At 61.1% G+C, this 18,973-nt stretch carries 17 protein-coding genes, 1 tRNA gene and 1 pseudogene; 11 read left to right on the top strand and 8 right to left on the bottom strand.

What is annotated here, in order from left to right; all coding sequences use genetic code 11:
- Positions 1-146 precede the first annotated feature (146 nt).
- Both GHO03_RS19275 and gltX read right to left on the bottom strand, forming a co-directional pair.
- A tRNA-Ala gene (locus GHO03_RS19275) sits at positions 147-222 on the bottom strand.
- A 347-nt stretch (positions 223-569) separates the two neighbouring features.
- Positions 570-2,051: a glutamate--tRNA ligase gene (gene gltX / locus GHO03_RS19280; protein WP_095002717.1), complete on the bottom strand. Its 1,482-nt coding sequence runs from the start codon at positions 2,049-2,051 to the stop codon at positions 570-572.
- A 202-nt stretch (positions 2,052-2,253) separates the two neighbouring features.
- Between gltX and GHO03_RS19285 the strand changes: the two are divergent.
- The 11 genes and pseudogenes from GHO03_RS19285 (at position 2,254) to GHO03_RS19335 (ending at position 11,889) form a co-directional block, all read left to right on the top strand.
- Positions 2,254-3,203 (top strand): annotated as a pseudogene (locus tag GHO03_RS19285) (2-hydroxyacid dehydrogenase).
- 14 nt (positions 3,204-3,217) lie between these two features.
- Positions 3,218-4,543, top strand: a complete 1,326-nt coding sequence (locus tag GHO03_RS19290; RefSeq protein ID WP_095002719.1) for an Nramp family divalent metal transporter — start codon at positions 3,218-3,220, stop codon at positions 4,541-4,543.
- 70 nt (positions 4,544-4,613) lie between these two features.
- Entirely contained in the window at positions 4,614-5,564 is a 951-nt protein-coding gene (locus GHO03_RS19295; RefSeq protein ID WP_153380542.1) for a siderophore-interacting protein, read from the top strand.
- A 191-nt stretch (positions 5,565-5,755) separates the two neighbouring features.
- Entirely contained in the window at positions 5,756-6,955 is a 1,200-nt protein-coding gene (locus GHO03_RS19300; RefSeq protein WP_095024078.1) for a PepSY domain-containing protein, read from the top strand.
- A complete protein-coding gene (locus GHO03_RS19305) occupies positions 6,952-7,491 on the top strand; it encodes a thiamine pyrophosphate-binding protein (protein ID WP_095002722.1) in 540 nt (179 codons plus the stop codon). Before GHO03_RS19300 ends, GHO03_RS19305 begins: the two co-directional genes overlap by 4 nt.
- Entirely contained in the window at positions 7,491-7,826 is a 336-nt protein-coding gene (locus GHO03_RS19310) for a hypothetical protein (protein WP_095002723.1), read from the top strand. The genes GHO03_RS19305 and GHO03_RS19310 overlap by 1 nt, the downstream gene beginning before the upstream one ends.
- Positions 7,823-8,377: a DUF6162 family protein gene (locus GHO03_RS19315; protein ID WP_153400372.1), complete on the top strand. Its 555-nt coding sequence runs from the start codon at positions 7,823-7,825 to the stop codon at positions 8,375-8,377. Before GHO03_RS19310 ends, GHO03_RS19315 begins: the two co-directional genes overlap by 4 nt.
- Positions 8,378-8,411: 34 nt before the next feature.
- On the top strand, positions 8,412-9,353 hold the full coding sequence (locus GHO03_RS19320; protein ID WP_095025035.1) for a metal ABC transporter substrate-binding protein: 942 nt from the start codon (positions 8,412-8,414) through the stop codon (positions 9,351-9,353).
- Positions 9,350-10,105 carry a metal ABC transporter ATP-binding protein gene (locus GHO03_RS19325; RefSeq protein ID WP_095018971.1) on the top strand — a complete coding sequence of 252 codons (756 nt, stop codon included), beginning with the start codon at positions 9,350-9,352 and terminating at the stop codon, positions 10,103-10,105. Before GHO03_RS19320 ends, GHO03_RS19325 begins: the two co-directional genes overlap by 4 nt.
- The gene (locus GHO03_RS19330) at positions 10,102-11,001 is read left to right on the top strand and encodes a metal ABC transporter permease (RefSeq protein ID WP_153400373.1); all 900 of its coding nucleotides are present in this window, start codon (positions 10,102-10,104) and stop codon (positions 10,999-11,001) included. The genes GHO03_RS19325 and GHO03_RS19330 overlap by 4 nt, the downstream gene beginning before the upstream one ends.
- Positions 11,002-11,889, top strand: a complete 888-nt coding sequence (locus tag GHO03_RS19335; RefSeq protein ID WP_153380546.1) for a metal ABC transporter solute-binding protein, Zn/Mn family — start codon at positions 11,002-11,004, stop codon at positions 11,887-11,889. It abuts the gene before it with no gap.
- 36 nt (positions 11,890-11,925) lie between these two features.
- On the opposite strand, the gene lipA is transcribed toward GHO03_RS19335, so the two are convergent.
- From lipA to GHO03_RS19365, 6 genes are all read right to left on the bottom strand, one after another.
- Positions 11,926-12,903, bottom strand: a complete 978-nt coding sequence (gene lipA / locus GHO03_RS19340; protein WP_150627984.1) for a lipoyl synthase — start codon at positions 12,901-12,903, stop codon at positions 11,926-11,928.
- Positions 12,904-12,928: 25 nt separating this feature from the next.
- Entirely contained in the window at positions 12,929-14,182 is a 1,254-nt protein-coding gene (gene glyA, locus GHO03_RS19345; protein WP_153326524.1) for a serine hydroxymethyltransferase, read from the bottom strand.
- Between the two features lie 49 nt (positions 14,183-14,231).
- Positions 14,232-14,609 (bottom strand): glycine cleavage system protein GcvH, encoded by a 378-nt coding sequence (gene gcvH, locus GHO03_RS19350; protein WP_133144960.1) that lies wholly within the window; start codon positions 14,607-14,609, stop codon positions 14,232-14,234.
- Positions 14,610-15,032: 423 nt separating this feature from the next.
- Entirely contained in the window at positions 15,033-16,562 is a 1,530-nt protein-coding gene (locus tag GHO03_RS19355) for a sigma-54-dependent transcriptional regulator (RefSeq protein WP_153400374.1), read from the bottom strand.
- An 85-nt stretch (positions 16,563-16,647) separates the two neighbouring features.
- Positions 16,648-18,057, bottom strand: coding sequence for a D-serine/D-alanine/glycine transporter (gene cycA, locus GHO03_RS19360; protein WP_153380548.1), 1,410 nt, complete (start codon positions 18,055-18,057; stop codon positions 16,648-16,650).
- 392 nt (positions 18,058-18,449) lie between these two features.
- Positions 18,450-18,973: cell wall metabolism sensor histidine kinase WalK (locus GHO03_RS19365; RefSeq protein ID WP_178110339.1), on the bottom strand; the 524-nt coding region annotated here is incomplete at its 5' end.

Below are 18,973 nucleotides of genomic sequence, written 5' to 3' on the forward strand. Positions count from 1 at the left end.
CCCCTAGGGGACTCGAACCCCTGTTACCGCCGTGAAAGGGCGGTGTCCTAGGCCACTAGACGAAGGGGACACAAACCTTCTAACTTGACCAGCACTGAGTGCTGGTCGATTCAATGCCGGTGTGGCCAGGCATTGAACAGTAAATTTGGTGGAGCTAAACGGGATCGAACCGTTGACCTCTTGCATGCCATGCAAGCGCTCTCCCAGCTGAGCTATAGCCCCAAACTTTCAGTCTTGGGTGTTGCTGTGTTGCGTTCTGCTTGTTTCGTGTTGCTGTGTTGACGGGGCGCATATTAAGACTGGATGGGTAAGCTGTCAAACTTATTTTTAAACTTTTTTAAAAAAATTTGCCGTGAGAACAACCACTTACCCTCCCCGCCCCGTAAATACGGGGCCAAACCCCAACCAAAACCTTGTAGCAGCTGCCGAAGGCTGCGTCCGGCGGCATAGCCGTCGTAAATGCAGAATGCTCGATTTGACTGAAAAACCGTGCATTTAGATTTTACGATTGCTTCGCAATCGAACCCAGCCTCGTTCCTTCGGCAGCTGCTACGGTTTTTTACGCCCTGTTAACCAATCGCGTTAAACAGCTTTTCCCACTCTTTGTTTTCTTTCTTGGACACGCCACCCAGCAGGTCCAGCGCCTGACGCAGACGGAAACGGGTCAGGTCCGGCCCCAGGATTTCCATGGCGTCCAGCACCGACACAGAGCTGGCCTGCCCCGTGATCGAGGCAAACATCAGCGGCATGGCATCACGCAGCTTCAACTCCAGGCTTTCAACCACGGCCTGGATGCTGCCGGTGATGGCGTCCTTTTCCCACTGACGCAGGCTTTCCAGCTTCCACAGGATCAACTGCATCAATTGACGCACTTGCTCGTTGGACAGCTTCTTGTGCTCAAACAGCTTGGCATCCAGTTGCAGGCCGCCGGAGAAGAAGAACCCGGCCAGCGGTGCAATCTGGCTGAACGTCTCGACACGGCCCTGTACCAGCGGCGCGATTTTCATCATGTACTCGGGGTTCAGCGCCCATTGCTGTACGCGGCTGGCGAACTCGTCCAGCGGCAAATCACGCAGCCATTGGCCATTGAGCCAGGACAGCTTTTCAACGTCGAAAATCGGCCCGCCCAGCGATACACGGCTCAAGTCGAAGTTGTCGACCATTTCCTGCAACGAGAACTTCTCGCGCTCGTCCGGCATCGACCAGCCCATGCGACCCAGGTAGTTGAGCATCGCTTCAGGCATAAAGCCCATGCGCTCGTAGAACGTCACCGAAGTCGGGTTCTTGCGCTTGGACAGCTTGCTCTTGTCCGGGTTGCGCAGCAGCGGCATGTAGCACAGCTGCGGTTGTTCCCAGCCGAAGTATTCATACAGCAGGATCAGTTTGGGTGCCGATGGCAGCCACTCTTCGCCACGCAGTACGTGGGTGATGCCCATCAGGTGATCGTCGACCACGTTGGCCAGGAAGTAGGTCGGCAGGCCATCGGTTTTCATCAGGACTTGCATGTCCATGCGGTCCCACGGGATTTCAACGTCACCGCGCAGCAGGTCCGGCACCACGCAGACGCCCTCGGTCGGCACTTTCATGCGGATTACGTGAGGTTCGCCAGCGGCCAGGCGTTCAGCCACTTCTTCCTTGGACAACAGCAGCGCACGACCGTCGTAGCGCGGGGTCTCGCCCTTGGCCATTTGCTCGGCGCGCATCTGGTCCAGCTCTTCACTCGTGCAGAAGCACGGGAACGCATGGCCCATATCCACCAGTTGCTGGGTGTATTTCTTGTAAATGTCGCTACGTTCGCTCTGACGGTACGGGCCGTGCGGGCCGCCGACGTCCGGGCCTTCACTCCAGGTGATACCCAGCCAGCGCAGGGCATCGTAGATCTGCTGCTCGGACTCGCGGGTCGAGCGCAGTTGGTCGGTATCTTCGATCCGCAGGATAAATTCGCCGCCATGCTGCTTGGCAAAGCAGTAGTTGAACAAAGCAATGTAAGCGGTGCCGACGTGGGGGTCGCCGGTAGGCGATGGCGCAATGCGCGTGCGAACGGTGGTCATGGGCGGTCTCGAAGTGAAGATAAAACAAAGGGCGAATGGTAACAGGCCGACCCGGCCCGGCTCCAGTACAGGACTCAGCCCGGCCGCCACACGGTTGAAAAAAGCTGTAATAGAGCGTTTGTATCGAATTGATACGGGGAAAAACAGCCTATACCGGTGTTAATCTCGGCTCATTCCCGACATCCCCTGGCTGGAGAGACCTATGCCCCACGTTGTGCTGGTGCTGGTAGAGAGCGTTAACGATTACCTGCATATGCTGGAGAATCAGGGCTACGAGTTGATCCTTGCGCCCACCCCCGCCAGCCGCGCCGAAGCCATAGCCCGACACGGCGCCCCATCGACGCCGTGCTGACTCGCGGCCCGCTGGGCTTGCAGGCCGATGAAATGGCCGCCCTGCCCCTGCTCCGAATCATCTGCGTGATCGGCGCCGGCTTCGAACAGGTCGATTTGCAGGCCGCCAGCAACCTGGGCATTACCGTGACTTTTGGCGCCGGGGCCAATGCTTCATCGGTTGCCGACCACGCCATGGCGCTGCTGTTGTCCGTGGTGCGCGGCATCCCCCAGGCCGACGCCAGCATCCGCCGCAATGAATGGGTCAAGGTGCGCCAGCCGTCACTGTCGGGCAAACGCATGGGCATTATCGGCCTCGGCGCCATCGGCGCTGCCATCGCCAATCGTGCGGCCCACGGCTTTGACATGAGCATCCGCTACCACAGCCGCCAGCCGCACCCCGACTCGCCCTACACCTACTGTGCCAGCGTGCTTGAGCTGGCCGCTGCGGTGGATTTCCTGATGATCGCCACCCCCGGTGGCAGCGCCACCCATCACCTGGTCAACGCCCGTGTGCTGGACGCCCTGGGCAGCGAGGGCTACCTGATCAATATTGCCCGCGGCAGTGTGGTCGATACCCAGGCGCTGATCAGCGCCCTGACCGCCGGCAAAATCGCCGGGGCCGGGCTGGATGTGTTTGAAGACGAACCCCTGGTACCCGACCCGCTGAAAACCCTCGGCAATGTGGTCATGACCCCGCATGTAGCGGGCCAGTCACCCGATGCGGTCGAAGCCACGGTGCAATTGGTGGTCGATAACCTGCGGGCGTTTTTTGCCGGCAAACCCGTTCTCACCCCGGTGCCATTGCCCCACCCTGCCTGACCCGGAGCCTGCGCTTGAAATTCCGCCTGCCAACAACCGCCACTGCGCCCTTCTGCCCCTCCGAAGTCAGTGGCAGCGTGCCCGTCGACGCCAGCGCGCCGTTTTTCAGGCGCGTGCTGCGCTTTGCCGGGCCCGGCCTGCTGATCAGCATCGGCTATATGGACCCCGGCAACTGGGCCACCGCCATCGAAGCCGGCTCACGTTACGGCTACCACCTGCTGTTTGTGGTACTGCTCGCCAGCCTCGCGGGCATGGCCGTGCAATGCCTGTGTTCGCGCCTTGGCATCGCCACCGGCCGCGATCTGGCGCAGCTGTGCCGTGAGCGCTACAGCAAGCGCTCGGCGCGGGTGCAATGGCTGCTGGCGGAAATCTCGATCATCGCCACCGACCTGGCCGAAGTACTCGGCTGCGCGCTGGCGTTCCATCTGCTGCTGGGCTGCTCGCTGACCACCGGCATCGCCCTCACTGCCTTCGACACCTTGCTGGTGCTGGCCTTGCAAGGGAGGGGATTTCGCCGACTTGAAGCGATCATGCTGGCGCTGGTGATGACTATCGTCGGTTGTTTTTTTGTCGAACTGGTACTGATCAAACCTTACTGGCCCGACGTGTTCGAGGGCTTCAAACCGTCACTGTCGGCCATTAGCGACGCAGCACCGCTGTACATCGCCATCGGCATCATTGGCGCCACCGTGATGCCGCACAACCTGTACCTGCACAGCTCCATCGTCCAGACACGCCTGACCGGCAGCGACTACGCCAGCAAACTGGATGCCGTACGCCTTTCACGCATCGACACCATCGGCTCCCTGGCCCTGGCGCTGCTGGTCAATGCCGCCATCCTGATCCTCGCTGCGGCCGCTTTCCACCAGACCGGCAATACCGACGTGGTCGAGATCCAGGACGCCTACCGCATGCTCGACCCGCTGGTGGGCGGAGCCATGGCCAGCATCCTGTTCGGCGTGGCATTGCTGGCCTCGGGGCAAAGCTCGACATTCACCGGCACCATTGCCGGGCAAGTGATCATGGAGGGCTATCTGAACCTGAAGATTCCCTGCTGGCAACGGCGCCTGATCACCCGCGGGCTGGCGCTGGTGCCTGCATTCCTGGGCGTGTGGCTGATGGGCGACGATGCGGTGGGCAAGCTGCTGATCCTCAGCCAGGTGGTACTCAGCCTGCAACTGCCCTTTGCCCTGTACCCGCTGATCCGCATGACCAGCGACAAACGACTTATGGGCCCGTTCGCCAACCGACTGCCGACGCGGCTGCTGGCGTGGTTTCTGTTTGCAGTCATCAGTTGCGCCAACCTGTGGCTGATTGCACAGATCGGGTTCGGCGCCTAACCCCCAGCCCCTTAAATTCGGCGCGCAATGGCTCGTTATACAAGACGACTCCTGCTATTGAGGTGCTGTTATGTCCACCGCTGCCACCCTGGTGCAAAACCTGCGCAATCGTCTGAGCAAGCCTGCGGGATATCGTCTGTTCGATATCCAGCTCAAGCACCGCATCACCTTGAGCCCGTCACTGACGCGCTTTGTGTTCAGCGGTAGCGATGTGGCGCTGATGCGCACCCTGGCACCCGACCAACGGGTCAAGCTACTGTTCCCCAACGCCAACGGCGCCACCGCCAACCTGCCCAAACAGAGCGACTGGCGAGCGCCCCTGCGGGATATGAGCCCCGAGTCAGTGCCACCCATGCGCTCCTACACCCTTCGCAACCTGCGCACAGAGGCCGGCGAACTGGATATCGACTTCGTCCTCCACGGCGTCACCGGCCCCGCCACACGCTGGGCTAGCCAGGCCAGGGCGGGGGATCGCCTGCAGATCGCAGCGCCCAATGCAGCCTGCACCGACGACCCCGGTGGCTATGAATGGCAGCCACCGCAAGGCATGCGCAAACTGTTGCTGATCGGCGACGAAACTGCGCTGCCAGCCATTGCCGGCATCCTTGAAGAACTTGCCCTGCACCCCGACACCCCCCAGGTCCAGGCCTTTATTGAAGTTCCTCAAGAAGCCGACTGCCAGCCCTTGCTCTGTGGCCCGAACACCAAGGTGCACTGGTTGCCGCGTGCCAGCCTGGGCAAACAGCATGGCGATGGCATGCTCCTGGCCGCCCGCGAACTGGCCAGCCTGCCGCCCAGACGCATGCAGGCCCGGGCGTGCGCTGAACTGCAAGAGCTGGATCTGGATAACCAGCGCCTGTGGGATCGGGCCAGCGCCAAACACAATGAGTTTTATGCCTGGGTAGCCGGGGAATCGATGGCGGTGATGGCGATCAGGCGGTTTTTCGTCCATGAGTGCGGCATGGACCGTTCGGGCCTGACCTTGATGGGGTATTGGAAGCAGGGTCGGTCGCTAGGGTGATACTGGCCCTTGTAGCAGCTGCCGAACGCAGCCTCGCTCCGCTCGTCAGCTGCTACAGGCGAATGAGAACAAGAAACAATTTTTTACATATCTAGCTTCGGGTTTTGCTCTTCTCATCCGTCCTACATGGATAAGCAGTCGCTTCTCAATGGCGATTACACACCCGCCCCGCCGCGAGTTTGCCGTTTCCCATGTCCAAAAAATCCCGTTCAAAACTCTGGTTCCTGGTTCACAGCTGGATGACCCTGCCCATCTGGTTCTTTGTGCTGATTGTCTGCGTGACCGGCACGCTGGCTGTGGTCAGCCAGGAGATCGTCTGGCTGGCCACCCCCGAGGCCCGTGCCACACAACCGGCCGATGATGCACCCCTGCTGACTTACGAGCAGGTACTGAGCGCCATTCACAAGGCCGAACCGACGCTGGCCGTACAGTCGATCAGCCGCCCGGACGAGTCGCACTTTGCCCTGGTGGCCAGCGTGGTGTACCCGGACGGCCGCTCGCCATCGTTGTATATCAGTCCCTATACCGGGGTGATCCAGGGCGAAAGCCCCAGCTTTGACTTCAAGGCCTTTACCCGCGCCCTCCACGGCTGGTGGCTGGTGCCCTTTACCAACGGCTATAGCTGGGGCTGGTACCTGGTGTCATTCCTCGGCCTGCCGCTGCTGGCATCGCTGATCACCGGGCTGGTGGTCTACAAGAAGTTCTGGAAAGGCTTTTTCAAGCCCAACCTGCGCTTCAAACACGGGGCGCGGATTTTTTGGGGGGATTTTCATCGCCTGTGCGGCATCTGGTCGATCTGGTTTATTGCGGTGATTTCCATCACCGGCCTGTGGTTCCTGATCCAGGCTTTCATGTTCGATAACCAGATCTCCATCTCGACCGCAGGCAACCCGCCGGTTGTGGCCCGCCAGGATGTGCCGATTATGCCGGACGGCAAGCCAGCACCGCAGATCAGCCTCGATCAGGCGGTCAAGATTGCCGCCGACAACATCCCGGGGCTGGAAGCCAGCTTTGTCAGCCTGCCGAGCAATGCCTACGGGCATATCGAGGTGGGCGGCCCGGGCTGGTACCCGCTGCTGTTCCAGACTGCCGACATCAACCCGTACAACGGCGCAATCGAAGGCTCACGGATGATTGCCGACCGCTCCGGGCTGGAGCTGGTGACCGAGTCCATGCGCCCGCTGCACACCGGCGATTTTGGCGGGTTGTGGGTCAAGCTGATCTGGTTCTTCTTCGGCCTGATTCTCAGCATGATGGTGTTGAGCGGCCTGTTGATCTGGACCAAACGGACGGCCCTGGCCACCGCCAATGCCCTCAAGCGCAGCGAAAAACCCCGGCGGGCAGCCGCCGTCTCGGCGCATAAACCACAGCACGAAGAGGCCAATGTATGAGCAAGGCAGCGGCTGCACAGCCTGCGTCCACCCTGAGCCGGCTGTGGCACAAATGGCGCTTTCACATCAATGTCCTGCTGTTACTGGTCCCGCTGGGCTTTATGCCCAAGTACTTTGCCGACGCTTCCCTGTTTCGCGGCGACAGCGGCCTGGGCGAGCGCGACATCGGCACCGTGCAGGTCGGCCCCTGGAGCCTGCAACTGGCCGAGTTGCGCAACGAGGCCCCGCGCCCCGATGGCCCGGCAGGTTATATGAAAAGTTTTAACGCGGCCCTGTGTGACACCTGCATCGATCAGGTCAAGGCCGCCTACCTGCGTATCGGCAAACCGCGCAGCCTGCGCGCCGCCGGGGTGATTTTCTTCGGCACGCCTTATCGCATGGGCGCCACCCTGCCCATCCCGGAACGCACCAAGGCCGATGCCGAGCTGTGGATCACCCTCGAAGGGTGGGACGGCTCCATGCACCAGGCCGCCATTCCCCTGAGCCAGGCCTCACCGGCAACCCTCGCCTGGCTGGCCCAACGAGGAGCGAAATAATGCATGCGCGCCTGTTTAAAACACCTGCCCTGGCAACGGCCCTGATCGCCTTGATCGGCGTTTGCAGCCAGGCACAGGCCCACAACCCGATGTGCGAATGCAAGGCCATTGAAGACGGACAAATCCGCTGCACCGGCGGGTTTTCTGATGGCAGCGGCGCACCGGGGGTGACCCTGGACGTGATCGGCTACGACGAAACCATCCTGGTACCCGGCAAGCTGGGGGCCGATTCGACCCTGACCTTCAAACGTCCGGATGCCGAGTTTTATGTGCTCTTCGACGCCGGCCCCGGCCATATCGTTGAAATCGACCAAGCCGATATCGAGGCCCCATGAGTACTCAAGTCGTACGCCCGGCCGGGGCGGGGCATGAAACCCTGTATGTGCTGCTGTTGTGCCTGCTGATTGTGACCGTGGCCGGCTCGGTGGTGGCCTGGCGTCATGAATCCAGCGAGGTGACGTCGGTGGCGGCCCATCAGCTGGATGCGCGCCGCGACCTGAATGCCGCCGAACAAGGGATCTATGCCGATCTGCGGGTCACCCTGGACGAAATCCTGCTGCTGCGCGAAGAGTCCGCCGCCCTGCCCCAACCCGCGCAACTGGCCGAAGAAGGCTTCGCGCCCTTTGCCCAAGACGCCAGTTCGGTGAGCCGTGGCAACCACGCCTGGCAGTTGCTCGGCGAGCAGGCGTACCTGGGCCTGAGCCCCAGCCCTGAAGTGGCAGGCACGTTTCTGCTGCGCATTGGCGATCAACCGGACGTGTGGCTTAACCGCAATCCCGGCGCCAGTGTCCCTGCCGACCTTGACGATGCCGCCCTCAACCAGAGTGGCTGGCAACAAGTGATCGCGCAATTCGATGCCGGGGTTACCCGTCAGCACCGCCACTGAACCCACCGCTTGCCCTGAGAGAAGACTGCTCGCCATGTCGATTTCATCTGTATTGCGCCGCCGCACCTTGTTGCTGGCCAGCCTGTTCGCCCTTTGCCTGTCTCCCCTGGTCAGCGCCGACACCGCGCCCGCGCCCCTGGCCAAGCCGCTGCGTATCGGCATCACCCTGCACCCTTACTACAGCTATGTGAAAAACATCGTCGGTGACAGGGCTGAAGTGGTGCCGCTGATTCCGGCCGGGTTCAACCCGCACGCCTACGAGCCCCGCGCTGAAGACATCAAGCGCATCGGCACCCTGGATGTCATCGTGCTCAATGGTGTGGGCCATGATGACTTCGCCGACCGCATGATCGAGGCCAGCGAAAAACCGCAGATCCCGGTGATCGAGGCCAACCAGAACGTACCGCTGCTGGCCGCCACGGGTAACGCGGCACGGGGTGCAGGCAAGGTGGTCAACCCGCATACCTTTCTGTCCATCAGCGCCTCGATCGCTCAGGTCAACAACATTGCCCGTGAACTGGGCAAGCTCGACCCGGCCAACGCCAAGGCTTACACCGCCAATGCCCGCGCCTACGGCAAACGCCTGCGCCAGATGCGCGCAGATGCCCTGGCCAAGCTGACCCAGGCACCCAATGCCGACCTGCGCGTGGCCACGGTGCACGCGGCCTATGACTACCTGCTACGGGAATTCGGCCTGGAAGTCACCGCTGTGGTCGAACCTGCCCACGGTATCGAGCCCAGCCCCAGCCAGCTGAAGAAAACCATCGACCAATTGCGCGAACTGGATGTGAAGGTGATCTTCTCCGAGATGGATTTCCCGTCCACTTACGTCGACACCATTCAGCGCGAGTCAGGGGTCAGGCTGTACCCGCTGTCGCACATTTCCTACGGTGACTACAGCGCCGACAAGTACGAAAAAGAAATGACCGGCAACCTCAATACCGTGGTCCGGGCAATCCAGGAGGCCGGCGCATGACCGCCGCCGAACGCCTCTGCGTCACGGCCTGCGGGCCGGGGGTGGAGTTTGACCAAGTGTCGCTGACCCTGGGGCGCACGCCCATTCTCGATCATGTCAGCTTCAGCATCCGCCCTGGCAGTGTGCATGCCCTGGTAGGGCCCAACGGCGGCGGTAAAAGTTCGCTGATCAAGACGCTATTGGGGCAAATGCCCCATCAGGGTCGCCTGTGCCTAAACTGGCCCGGTGAGCCGGGGCTGATCGGTTATGTGCCCCAGGCACTGGAATTCGACCGTGGCCTGCCGATGACCGTCGATGATTTTATGGCCGCCATGTGCCAGCGTCGCCCGGCCTTTATGGGGTTGTCGCGCAAGGTCGCCCCGGCCATCGGCGAAGCGCTGGAACGGGTGGGCATGCAAGACAAACGCAAGCGGCGCATGGGCGCGCTGTCCGGCGGTGAACGCCAGCGGGTGCTGCTGGCCCAGGGCCTGATCCCGGCACCGCAATTGCTGGTGCTGGATGAACCCATGTCGGCCCTGGACGAAGCCGGTGCCCAGGTGTTTGAGCGACTGCTGACGGACTGGCGCCGGGCCGGGGTCACGGTGGTGTGGATCGAACACGACCTGGCCGCCGTCAAGCGCCTGGCCGAGCGTGTCACCGGGCTCAACCGCCAGGTGCTGTTCGACGGGGCTCCGGAACAAACCCTGAGCCCGGAACGTTTGCTCACGCTGTTTTCGACCCATCCCAAGGCTCACGGGAGCGCCCTTTCATGAGTTACGAAGCCTTCCGCTTGCTAGTCCAGGGCTGGGCGTCTGCCGGTTATCTGCCAGAAGTACTGGCGTATGGCTTTGTGGTCAACGCCCTGCTCGCAGGCTTGCTGATCGGCCCCGTGCTGGGTGGCCTGGGCACCCTGGTAGTGGTCAAGCGTTTTGCGTTTTTTTCCGAGGCCGTGGGCCATGCCGCACTGACCGGCGTGGCCATCGGCATCCTGCTCGGCGAACCCTACACCGGCCCCTATGGCAGCTTGTTCGGCTACTGCCTGCTGTTCGGGATTTCGCTCAACTACCTGCGCAACCGCACCGGGCTGGCACCGGATACGCTGATCGGAGTGTTCCTCTCGGTGTCGCTGGCCCTGGGCGCGAGCCTGCTGCTGATTCTGGCCGGCAAGATCAACGTGCACATCCTCGAAAACGTGCTGTTCGGTTCGGTATTGACGGTCAACGGTAACGACCTGCTGGTACTGGCTGTGGTCGGCGCGCTGGTGCTGGGCCTCAGCTTGCCGCTGTACAACCGCATCATGCTGGCCAGCTTCAACCAGCAACTGGCCGCTGTACGTGGGGTGGCCGTGAAGGCGCTGGACTACCTGTTCGTGATTCTGGTGACGCTGATCACCGTCGCCGCCGTTAAAGTTATCGGCGCGATTCTGGTCGGCGCCCTGCTGGTGATTCCTGCGGCGGCGGCACGATTGCTCAGCCAGTCGCTGAAGGGGTTTTTCTGGATCTCGGTGCTGATCGCCACCGTCAGCACCCTGTGCGGCATTCTGCTGCCCATCGTGTTTGACCTGCCGATCCCGTCCGGTGCCGCGATCATTCTGATGGCCGGCATCGCCTTCGCCCTCGCCGCCATCGCCCGTGGCGTGGTGCCCAGCCTGAAAGGGAATATTGGATAAATGTTCACTCTGCGCAAACTGACCCTCGCCCTGGCCCTCACCGGCCTGTTGAGCACCCCGGTGCTGGCCGAAACCACCGTACTGGCCAGCCTGCCGATTACCTTTGGGTTGAGCGAACTGCTGCTCAAGGACAGCGGCGTGAAACTGCAACGGGCAGCACCGGCCAACCTGCCGGGCAGCCGCCAGAGTGCCTATTTCAGCAGCCGTGGTGCCCCGGCCCTGCACTCGCTGGCCACAAAAGCCGATGCGGTGATCGGCCTGCGCTCCGTGTGGAGCGACGATCCGCTATACCCGATGGCGCGGCGCAGCAATATCCGCATTGTTGAAGTGGACGCGGCGCGGCCGGTGGACGGCAGCCTGCCGGGCATTGCCGTGCAACCAGGTGTTCATGTCGATGGCCTCAATAGCCAACCGTGGCTGACCAGCAACAATATGGGGCGCATGGCGGATGTGATCGCTGCCGATCTGGTGCGCTTGGCACCGGATGCCAAGCCGCAGATCGAAGCCAATCTGGCGAGCCTCAAGCAGCGCCTGCTCAAGCTCAGCGCCGACAGCGAAGCGCAGTTGGCCCAGGCGGACAACTTGAGTGTGGTGAGCCTGTCCGACCGATTGGATTACCTGATTGGCGGGTTGAATCTGGAGCGGGTCGAGGTCAATCACAAGGGTGATGAAACCTGGACACCGGAATCACTGCAAGGGTTGACCCAAACCCTGAAAAACAATGAAGTGGCGTTGGTGCTGGACCATCGCCAGCCTTCAGCCGAGGTACAAAAAGCCATTGCCGAGGGTGGCAGCACGCTGGTGGTAATCGGTGCCGATGGCACCGATCCCGTGACTGAGTTGCAGGGCAACTTTGAAGCGATCATCAAGGCTCTTGTTCAGAAGTAAACCCTGTACTTGTGGGAGCGGGCTTGTGGCACCCGGCTAAGCCGATGTGCCCCCCTGCACCTGTTTATCCGCATGATAGGACGAGCGCACCAACGGCCCCGAGGCGACGTTTTTGAAGCCCATGCGCAACCCTTCTTCGGCAAACCAGGCGAAGGTGTCAGGGTGCACAAACCTCTGTACCGCCAGGTGGCTGCGCGAAGGTTGCAGGTACTGGCCCAGGGTCAGCATGTCGACCTCATGCTCGCGCATGCACCGCATCACTTCGATCACCTCTTCGTCCGTCTCGCCCAGCCCCAGCATCAGTCCCGACTTCGTCGGTACATGGGGCACCCGGTGTTTGAAGTTCTGCAGCAAATCCAGTGACCACCCGAAATCCGACCCCGGGCGTGCGGCTTTATACAGTCGCGGTACGGTTTCCAGGTTGTGGTTGAACACATCGGGGGGCTCCTGCGCAGTGATCGCCAGCGCCACATCCATGCGCCCGCGATAGTCGGGCACCAGGGTTTCCAGTTGCACACCGGGCGACAGCTTGCGGATTTCACGCAGGCAATCGACAAAGTGCTGCGCGCCGCCGTCGCGCAAGTCATCACGGTCCACCGAAGTGATCACCACATACTTGAGGCCCAGGTCGGCAATGGCAATCGCCAGGTTTTTCGGCTCGTCCCTGTCCAGAGGTTTGGGCCGGCCGTGCCCCACGTCGCAGAACGGGCAGCGCCGGGTGCAGATATCACCCATGATCATAAAGGTCGCTGTACCGCCCGAAAAACACTCGCCCAGGTTTGGACAGGCCGCTTCTTCGCACACACTGTGCAGCTTGTGCTTACGCAGCAGCGCCTTGACCCGTGCCACCTCGGGCGAGGTGGCAATGGGCACGCGGATCCACTCTGGCTTGCGCGGGATTTCTTCGGTGGGCAGGATCTTCACCGGGATACGCGCCACCTTCTCGGCTCCCCGCAGTTTTACCCCTGTCTGCAAGGGCTGCGGGCGGCCGGTAACAGGCAATGGTGCATTCATGACTTGGCTCCACACGGGTATGCATTCAGGCCGAATACACTGGAAACAGTGCGCACAGCTCGCCGACCTGACGGGCAACCCGGGCCTCGATCGCCGCATCGCCCGGATGGTCGAGGATGTCGCAGATCCAGGTGGCCAGCGCACGGCACTCGGGTATCTGCAAGCCACGGGTGGTCACCGCCGGGGTGCCGATACGCAGGCCCGAGGTCACGAACGGTGACTGCGGATCGTTGGGCACAGCGTTTTTGTTGACAGTGATATGGGCACGGCCCAGTGCTGCGTCGGCATCCTTGCCGGTAATGCCCTGGCGGATCAGGCTGACTAGAAACAGGTGGTTGTCGGTGCCGCCGGAAACCACGTCATAGCCGCGCTGCTTGAACACTTCAGCCATGGCCTGGGCATTCTTGATCACCTGGAACTGGTAGTCCCTGAAGCCTGGTTGCAGCGCCTCCTTGAAGCACACCGCCTTGGCAGCGATTACATGCATCAGAGGGCCGCCCTGCCCGCCGGGGAATACTGCCGAGTTGAGTTTTTTCTCCAGATCGGCATCAGCCCTGGCCAGAATCAGCCCGCCCCGCGGCCCGCGCAGGGTCTTGTGGGTGGTGGTGGTGACCACATCAGCGTAAGGCAGCGGGTTGGGGTACAAACCGACGGCCACCAGCCCGGCGACATGGGCCATGTCCACAAACAGATACGCCCCGACCTTGTCGGCAATGGCACGAAAACGCGGGAAATCCAGGGTCTTGGAGTAGGCCGAGAACCCGGCCACGATCATTTTGGGCCGATGCTCCAGGGCCAGGCGTTCGACCTCGTCATAGTCGATCAGGCCATTGGCGTCGGTGCCGTATTGCACCGCGTTGTACAGTTTGCCCGATGAACTGACTTTGGCTCCATGAGTCAGGTGGCCGCCGTGAGCCAGGCTCATGCCCAGAAGAGTGTCGCCTGCTTGCAGCAACGCCAGGTACACCGCCGCGTTGGCTTGTGAGCCGGAGTGCGGCTGGACGTTGGCATAGCCTGCGCCGAATAATTGTTTGGCGCGGTCGATGGCCAGTTGTTCGACCACATCAACGTGCTCACAGCCGCCGTAATAACGCTTGCCCGGGTAGCCTTCGGCGTATTTGTTGGTCAGCTCGGTGCCCTGGGCCTGCATTACTTGCGGGCTGGTGTAGTTCTCCGAGGCGATCAGCTCGATATGCTCTTCCTGACGTTGCGCCTCGCGGGTAATGGCGTCGAACAGGGCGGGGTCGAAATCGGACAGGGTCAGGCTTTTATGGAACATGAGGGATTTCCTTTTTATTAGAGATTCAAGCAATGCCTGCGCCGCGATATCAGCCGTTTTCGGCAACAAAGGCGTCATAGGCCTGCTGGTCGAGCAGATCGTTGAAAGCCGACATGTCTTCGATGCAAATACGAAAGAACCAGCCTTCGCCCATGGGTGAGGCATTGACCAGTGCCGGGTCATCGGCCAGAGCCTGGTTAACGGCCACCACCTCTCCGGTGAGCGGCATGGTGATAGTGCTGGCTGCCTTGACCGACTCCAGCACGGCCACTTCGTGACCTGCCTCGAACGCCCCCAGCTCGGGTACCTGCACAAACACCACATCACCCAGTGCCTGCTGGGCAAAGTCGGTAATGCCAACGGTCAACTGGCCCGATGCTTCCAGGCGCAGCCATTCGTGTTCAGGAGTAAAACGCAGAGTGCTCATGGACTTTTCTCTTGTTATCAATGTGTCCTGGTGCAGGACGAACAGGCGCAACTGACAGGACAAGAGCAAAGGCAATGCCAAGTTTTAAAAAACCTTTAAAATCAATAAGTTAAAAAATAAGAACGCATTGTGACGAAAGCAGTGGAGTGAAACTGCTCCAGCTCTGGAGGGGGTCTGGCGGGTTGATCCCGCAAGGGCGGGGTCAGGATGGGCACGGAGCGAAATCATTCCACTGGAGCAGAATCACACCACTCGAACCAACGTACGCTACGCGCACTGAATGCAGCCGCTGAGGAGCTCAGCGGCTACAGGAAAAACTGCAACTGTGGGAGCGAGCCTGCTCGCGAAGGTCGTTCGCGAGCAGGCTCGCTCCCACAATAGGGCTCGATCTCCAACAGAGTATCTACCGTTCAGCGGTGCGGGTTACGAACGCGAGGTTATGCCGTATTTACGCAACCGCTGGCCAATGGCGGTATGCGACGTCTGCAGCCTGGAGGCCAACTGCCGGGTCGATGGATAGGCCACGTAGTAACGCTCCAGCAAGGTTTTTTCAAAGCCTTGCACCGCCGCTTCCAGGCTGGTCACTTCTTCGCTGGCCGCCTTTTGGCCGGTCAGCTCGGTACCCGCCAGTTCCAGATCCCCACAATCAATCACATCGCCCTCGCTGGTGGCTGCTGCGCGGAAGATGACGTTCTGCAGTTGCCGCACATTGCCCGCCCAGCGATTGCCCAGCAACAGCGGATGGGTCGTCACAGCCAGTTGACAGGGCGAGCGGTGAATCTGTTCGCAGGCCTGGCGCAGAAAGTGTTCGGCCAACAGCAGAATGTCCATGCCACGGTCGCGCAACGGTGGCACCAGCAAATTGAGGACGTTAAGACGGTAATACAGATCCTCACGGAAAGTCCCCTCCCTCACCATGCGCTCCAGGTCGCGGTGGGTCGCGCAGAGCACCCGCACATTGACCCGCACTTCGCGCTCGCCGCCGATACGTCGAAAGCAGCCGTCGCTGAGAAACCGCAGCAGCTTGGCTTGCAGGTACGGAGACATCTCCCCCACCTCATCGAGAAACACCGTGCCACGGTCTGCCAATTCCAGCAGCCCCGGCTTGCCGCCACGCTGGGCACCGGTAAAGGCCCCGGCGGCATAGCCGAACAACTCGCTTTCGGCCAGGCTCTCGGGCAGCGCTGCACAGTTCAAGGCCAGGAATGATGCGTCACGGCGGGCACTCATGGCATGACAGGCGTGGGCCACCAGTTCCTTGCCGGTGCCGGTTTCGCCCTGGATCAGCAGCGGCGCATCCAGGCTCGCCACTTTGTGCAGCCGCGTCTTGAGTTCTTCCAGCACAAGTGACTTGCCGAGCAATGCCTCCAGCCCTTCAGCCGGGTCGCGCAACAAGGACGCCAGCCGCTCGCCGATACGGCTCGGCGGATACAGGGTCAACAGCCCGCCCACCAGAACATCCCTGCCGCCGCTGATGGGCGTGGCATCGAGCAGCAGGTCGCGACCCTTGAAATTCACTTCGCACATGGGCAGGCGAAAGCCTTTATCGATCAGGGTACGGGCCAGGTCAGGGGCCGCGAACAGATTCGACAACGGCTCTCCGGTGGGGTCGCTGCCATAAAGATCCGTCAGCCCGGGGTTGGCCAGCAGCACGCAGCCGTCGGGATCCACCGCCATCACCGGATCGCTCATGGCGGCCAGCAAGGCCTCCAGTTGCAGGCGGCGGCGCTGGCCCGGGAGGATGTCCACCAGGTCCACAGCCTGCACCCCTGCTACCCCCAGCAAGGCGTGGTGGAGTTCCTCCAGCACTTTTTGCGACAGAGTGGGTGCATCGATATAGACATTCGGCGGGCTCATCTCCACCGCGTCCAGGTTGAGATTGCGCGCGCCCAGCAGCATCAGGATTTCCTGGGTGATGCCGACGCGGTCTTTGAAGGTAACGTGAATTCGCATGGCCTGGCACTCCCTGACAGCAAACAACGAGGGGCGGCACGCCCTGTGCCGCCCCCCGGGCAGAATCAATGTCGTGAAGCGGCCATCAGTCGGTCTGGCAAGCCAGGTCCGCAGCCTCCTGCTTGTTGCGCAGCACCGTGAGATAGCCCAGGCCCAGCACCACAAACCACACCGGCACCATGTACAGCGCCTGGCGAGTGTCATCTTCCAGCGCCAGCAAAGTCAGGATAAACACGAAGAAGGTCAGGCACACCCAGACCATGAACTTGCCACCCGGCATTTTGTACTTCGAGGCACGGTGCAGGTGATCGCGCTTTTTACGATAGGCCAGGTAGGACAGCAGGATCATGGTCCACACAAACATGAACAAGGTGGCCGATACCGTGGTGATCAGGGTGAAGGCCTCCATCAGGTTGGGCACCACATAAATCACCAGCGCGCCCGCCAACAGACAGATGCAGGAGAAGATCAGGCCATTGGACGGTACCGCACGGCTCGACAGGTTCTTGAACTTGCTCGGCGCGTCGCCATCCATTGCCAGACCGAACAGCATGCGGCTGGTGGAGAACACACCGCTGTTGGCCGAAGACGCTGCCGAGGTCAACACCACAAAATTGATGATGCCTGCGGCTGCGGGCAAACCGGCGAGCATGAACAGTTCAACGAACGGGCTTTTGTCAGCCACCACATCACGCCACGGGGTGACCGCCAGGATCGCAATCAGCGCAAACACGTAGAACATGATGATACGCAGCGGAATCGAGTTGATCGCCCGCGGCAGGTTGCGCTCCGGGTTTTTGGTCTCCGCCGCAGTGGTGCCCACCAGCTCGATGCCGACAAAGGCAAACACGGCAATCTGGAAACCGGCGAAAAAGCCCATCAGCCCATGGGGGAACATGCCGCCGTCATTCCACAGGTTGGCCAGCGATGCCGAATTGCCGGTGGGTGACTGAAACGCCGTGGTCACCATATACAGCCCGGTGCAGACCAGTGCGCAAATGGCCACGATCTTGATCATGGCAAACCAGAACTCCAGTTCGCCGAACATCTTCACCGTGATCAGGTTCAGTGACAGCAGCAACGCGACGCAGCCGATGGCAGGCAGCCATAACGGGATATCGGGGAACCAGAAATGGGTATAGCCGGAGATCGCGATCACATCGGCAATGCCGGTCACAATCCAGCAGAACCAGTAGGTCCAGCCGGTGAAGTATCCGGCCATGGGGCCCAGCAGGTCTGCGGAGAAGTCGATAAAGGATTTGTACTTGAGGTTGGACAGCAACAGCTCGCCCATGGCACGCATCACGAAAAACAACATAAAGCCGATGATCATGTAGACGAAGATGATCGAGGGACCGGCGAGGCTGATGGTCTTGCCCGAGCCCATGAACAGACCGGTACCGATGGCACCGCCAATGGCGATCAGCTGGATATGGCGATTGGACAGGCTGCGTTGCAGCTCCGGTTCCTGGGTATCAGGTCGGTGATTTTGCATGAATCATCCTCTTTATTGTTCTTGTACGGGGTCCCTGGACCAGATAAACATCATGTTTACCCAGAGCGGACAAAGGGACATGAGCACGTTCTGTGCCAGCACCGTACAAGAGGTCAAGCGGGCCGTTTATGCGCCGTGGAGTCTGTTTGTGTGTAATGGAATCACTCCACAAATAAGCGTTTGCGGGTGGTTCAGTGGAGCGCGGGTACTGTAAACCATGGTCCGACTGAAGTTGTAACGAAATCAGTACATTGGAGCGTATTCGTACCGTGGGCGGCCGAAAGTCGCTTTTATTGTGGGAGCGGGCTTACTCGCGATGGCATCACCTCAAACGACCTGCAAGGCCCCGTTGCCTGTATCGCGAGCAAGCCCGCTCCCACAGAGGATGCGCCTCAAGCGCTCCTTTTCAACGGCATGCGCAATTCAACCCGCAAACCATCGGGCTGGCTGTCGAATCTCAGTTCACAGCGGCAACGCTCGACAATCGCCTGAACAATCGCCAGGCCCAGGCCGCAGCCGTTGCTGTTGCCATTGCGCCAGAAGCGCTGGGTCATGTGTTGCAGGGTTTCGGCAGGGATACCGGGGCCGTGGTCACGGACCTGGTATTTAACCTGTGAACCTTCAACGGCCACGGTCAACTCCACCCGGGTGCCCGCCGGGGTATGACGCAAGGCGTTGTCCAGCAAGTTGCGCAGCGCAGCGATGGCCAGTACCGAAGGCACTTCAAGCGCCGTGTCCGGCAGGTCGGGCGGCAGCTGCAGGCAGATACGCTCACCATCGCCAGCCGCCGCATCGTGCACCGCGAAATGCGCCACCTGTGCGGCCGAACAATTGACCCCGTCGTCAAACGACAGGCTGCCCTCGACCCGCGCCAGCAACAGCAATTGCTCCAGGGTGCGGTGCAGGCGGTCGGCAC

Origin of the sequence: Pseudomonas sp. FSL R10-1339 (assembly GCF_009600545.1) — a bacterium.
In the GTDB taxonomy this organism is placed as follows: domain Bacteria; phylum Pseudomonadota; class Gammaproteobacteria; order Pseudomonadales; family Pseudomonadaceae; genus Aquipseudomonas; species Aquipseudomonas bubulae.

Coding starts and splice junctions, on each gene's coding strand:
- GHO03_RS19300 (WP_095024078.1), top strand. CDS start 5,756: ATGTCCAAAAAATCCCGTTCAAAACTCTGGTTCCTGGTTCACAGCTGG.
- GHO03_RS19310 (WP_095002723.1), top strand. CDS start 7,491: ATGCATGCGCGCCTGTTTAAAACACCTGCCCTGGCAACGGCCCTGATC.
- GHO03_RS19295 (WP_153380542.1), top strand. CDS start 4,614: ATGTCCACCGCTGCCACCCTGGTGCAAAACCTGCGCAATCGTCTGAGC.
- GHO03_RS19355 (WP_153400374.1), bottom strand. CDS start 16,562: ATGCGAATTCACGTTACCTTCAAAGACCGCGTCGGCATCACCCAGGAA.
- lipA (WP_150627984.1), bottom strand. CDS start 12,903: ATGAATGCACCATTGCCTGTTACCGGCCGCCCGCAGCCCTTGCAGACA.
- GHO03_RS19320 (WP_095025035.1), top strand. CDS start 8,412: ATGTCGATTTCATCTGTATTGCGCCGCCGCACCTTGTTGCTGGCCAGC.
- GHO03_RS19315 (WP_153400372.1), top strand. CDS start 7,823: ATGAGTACTCAAGTCGTACGCCCGGCCGGGGCGGGGCATGAAACCCTG.
- gltX (WP_095002717.1), bottom strand. CDS start 2,051: ATGACCACCGTTCGCACGCGCATTGCGCCATCGCCTACCGGCGACCCC.
- GHO03_RS19325 (WP_095018971.1), top strand. CDS start 9,350: ATGACCGCCGCCGAACGCCTCTGCGTCACGGCCTGCGGGCCGGGGGTG.
- GHO03_RS19330 (WP_153400373.1), top strand. CDS start 10,102: ATGAGTTACGAAGCCTTCCGCTTGCTAGTCCAGGGCTGGGCGTCTGCC.
- GHO03_RS19335 (WP_153380546.1), top strand. CDS start 11,002: ATGTTCACTCTGCGCAAACTGACCCTCGCCCTGGCCCTCACCGGCCTG.
- cycA (WP_153380548.1), bottom strand. CDS start 18,057: ATGCAAAATCACCGACCTGATACCCAGGAACCGGAGCTGCAACGCAGC.
- gcvH (WP_133144960.1), bottom strand. CDS start 14,609: ATGAGCACTCTGCGTTTTACTCCTGAACACGAATGGCTGCGCCTGGAA.
- glyA (WP_153326524.1), bottom strand. CDS start 14,182: ATGTTCCATAAAAGCCTGACCCTGTCCGATTTCGACCCCGCCCTGTTC.
- GHO03_RS19305 (WP_095002722.1), top strand. CDS start 6,952: ATGAGCAAGGCAGCGGCTGCACAGCCTGCGTCCACCCTGAGCCGGCTG.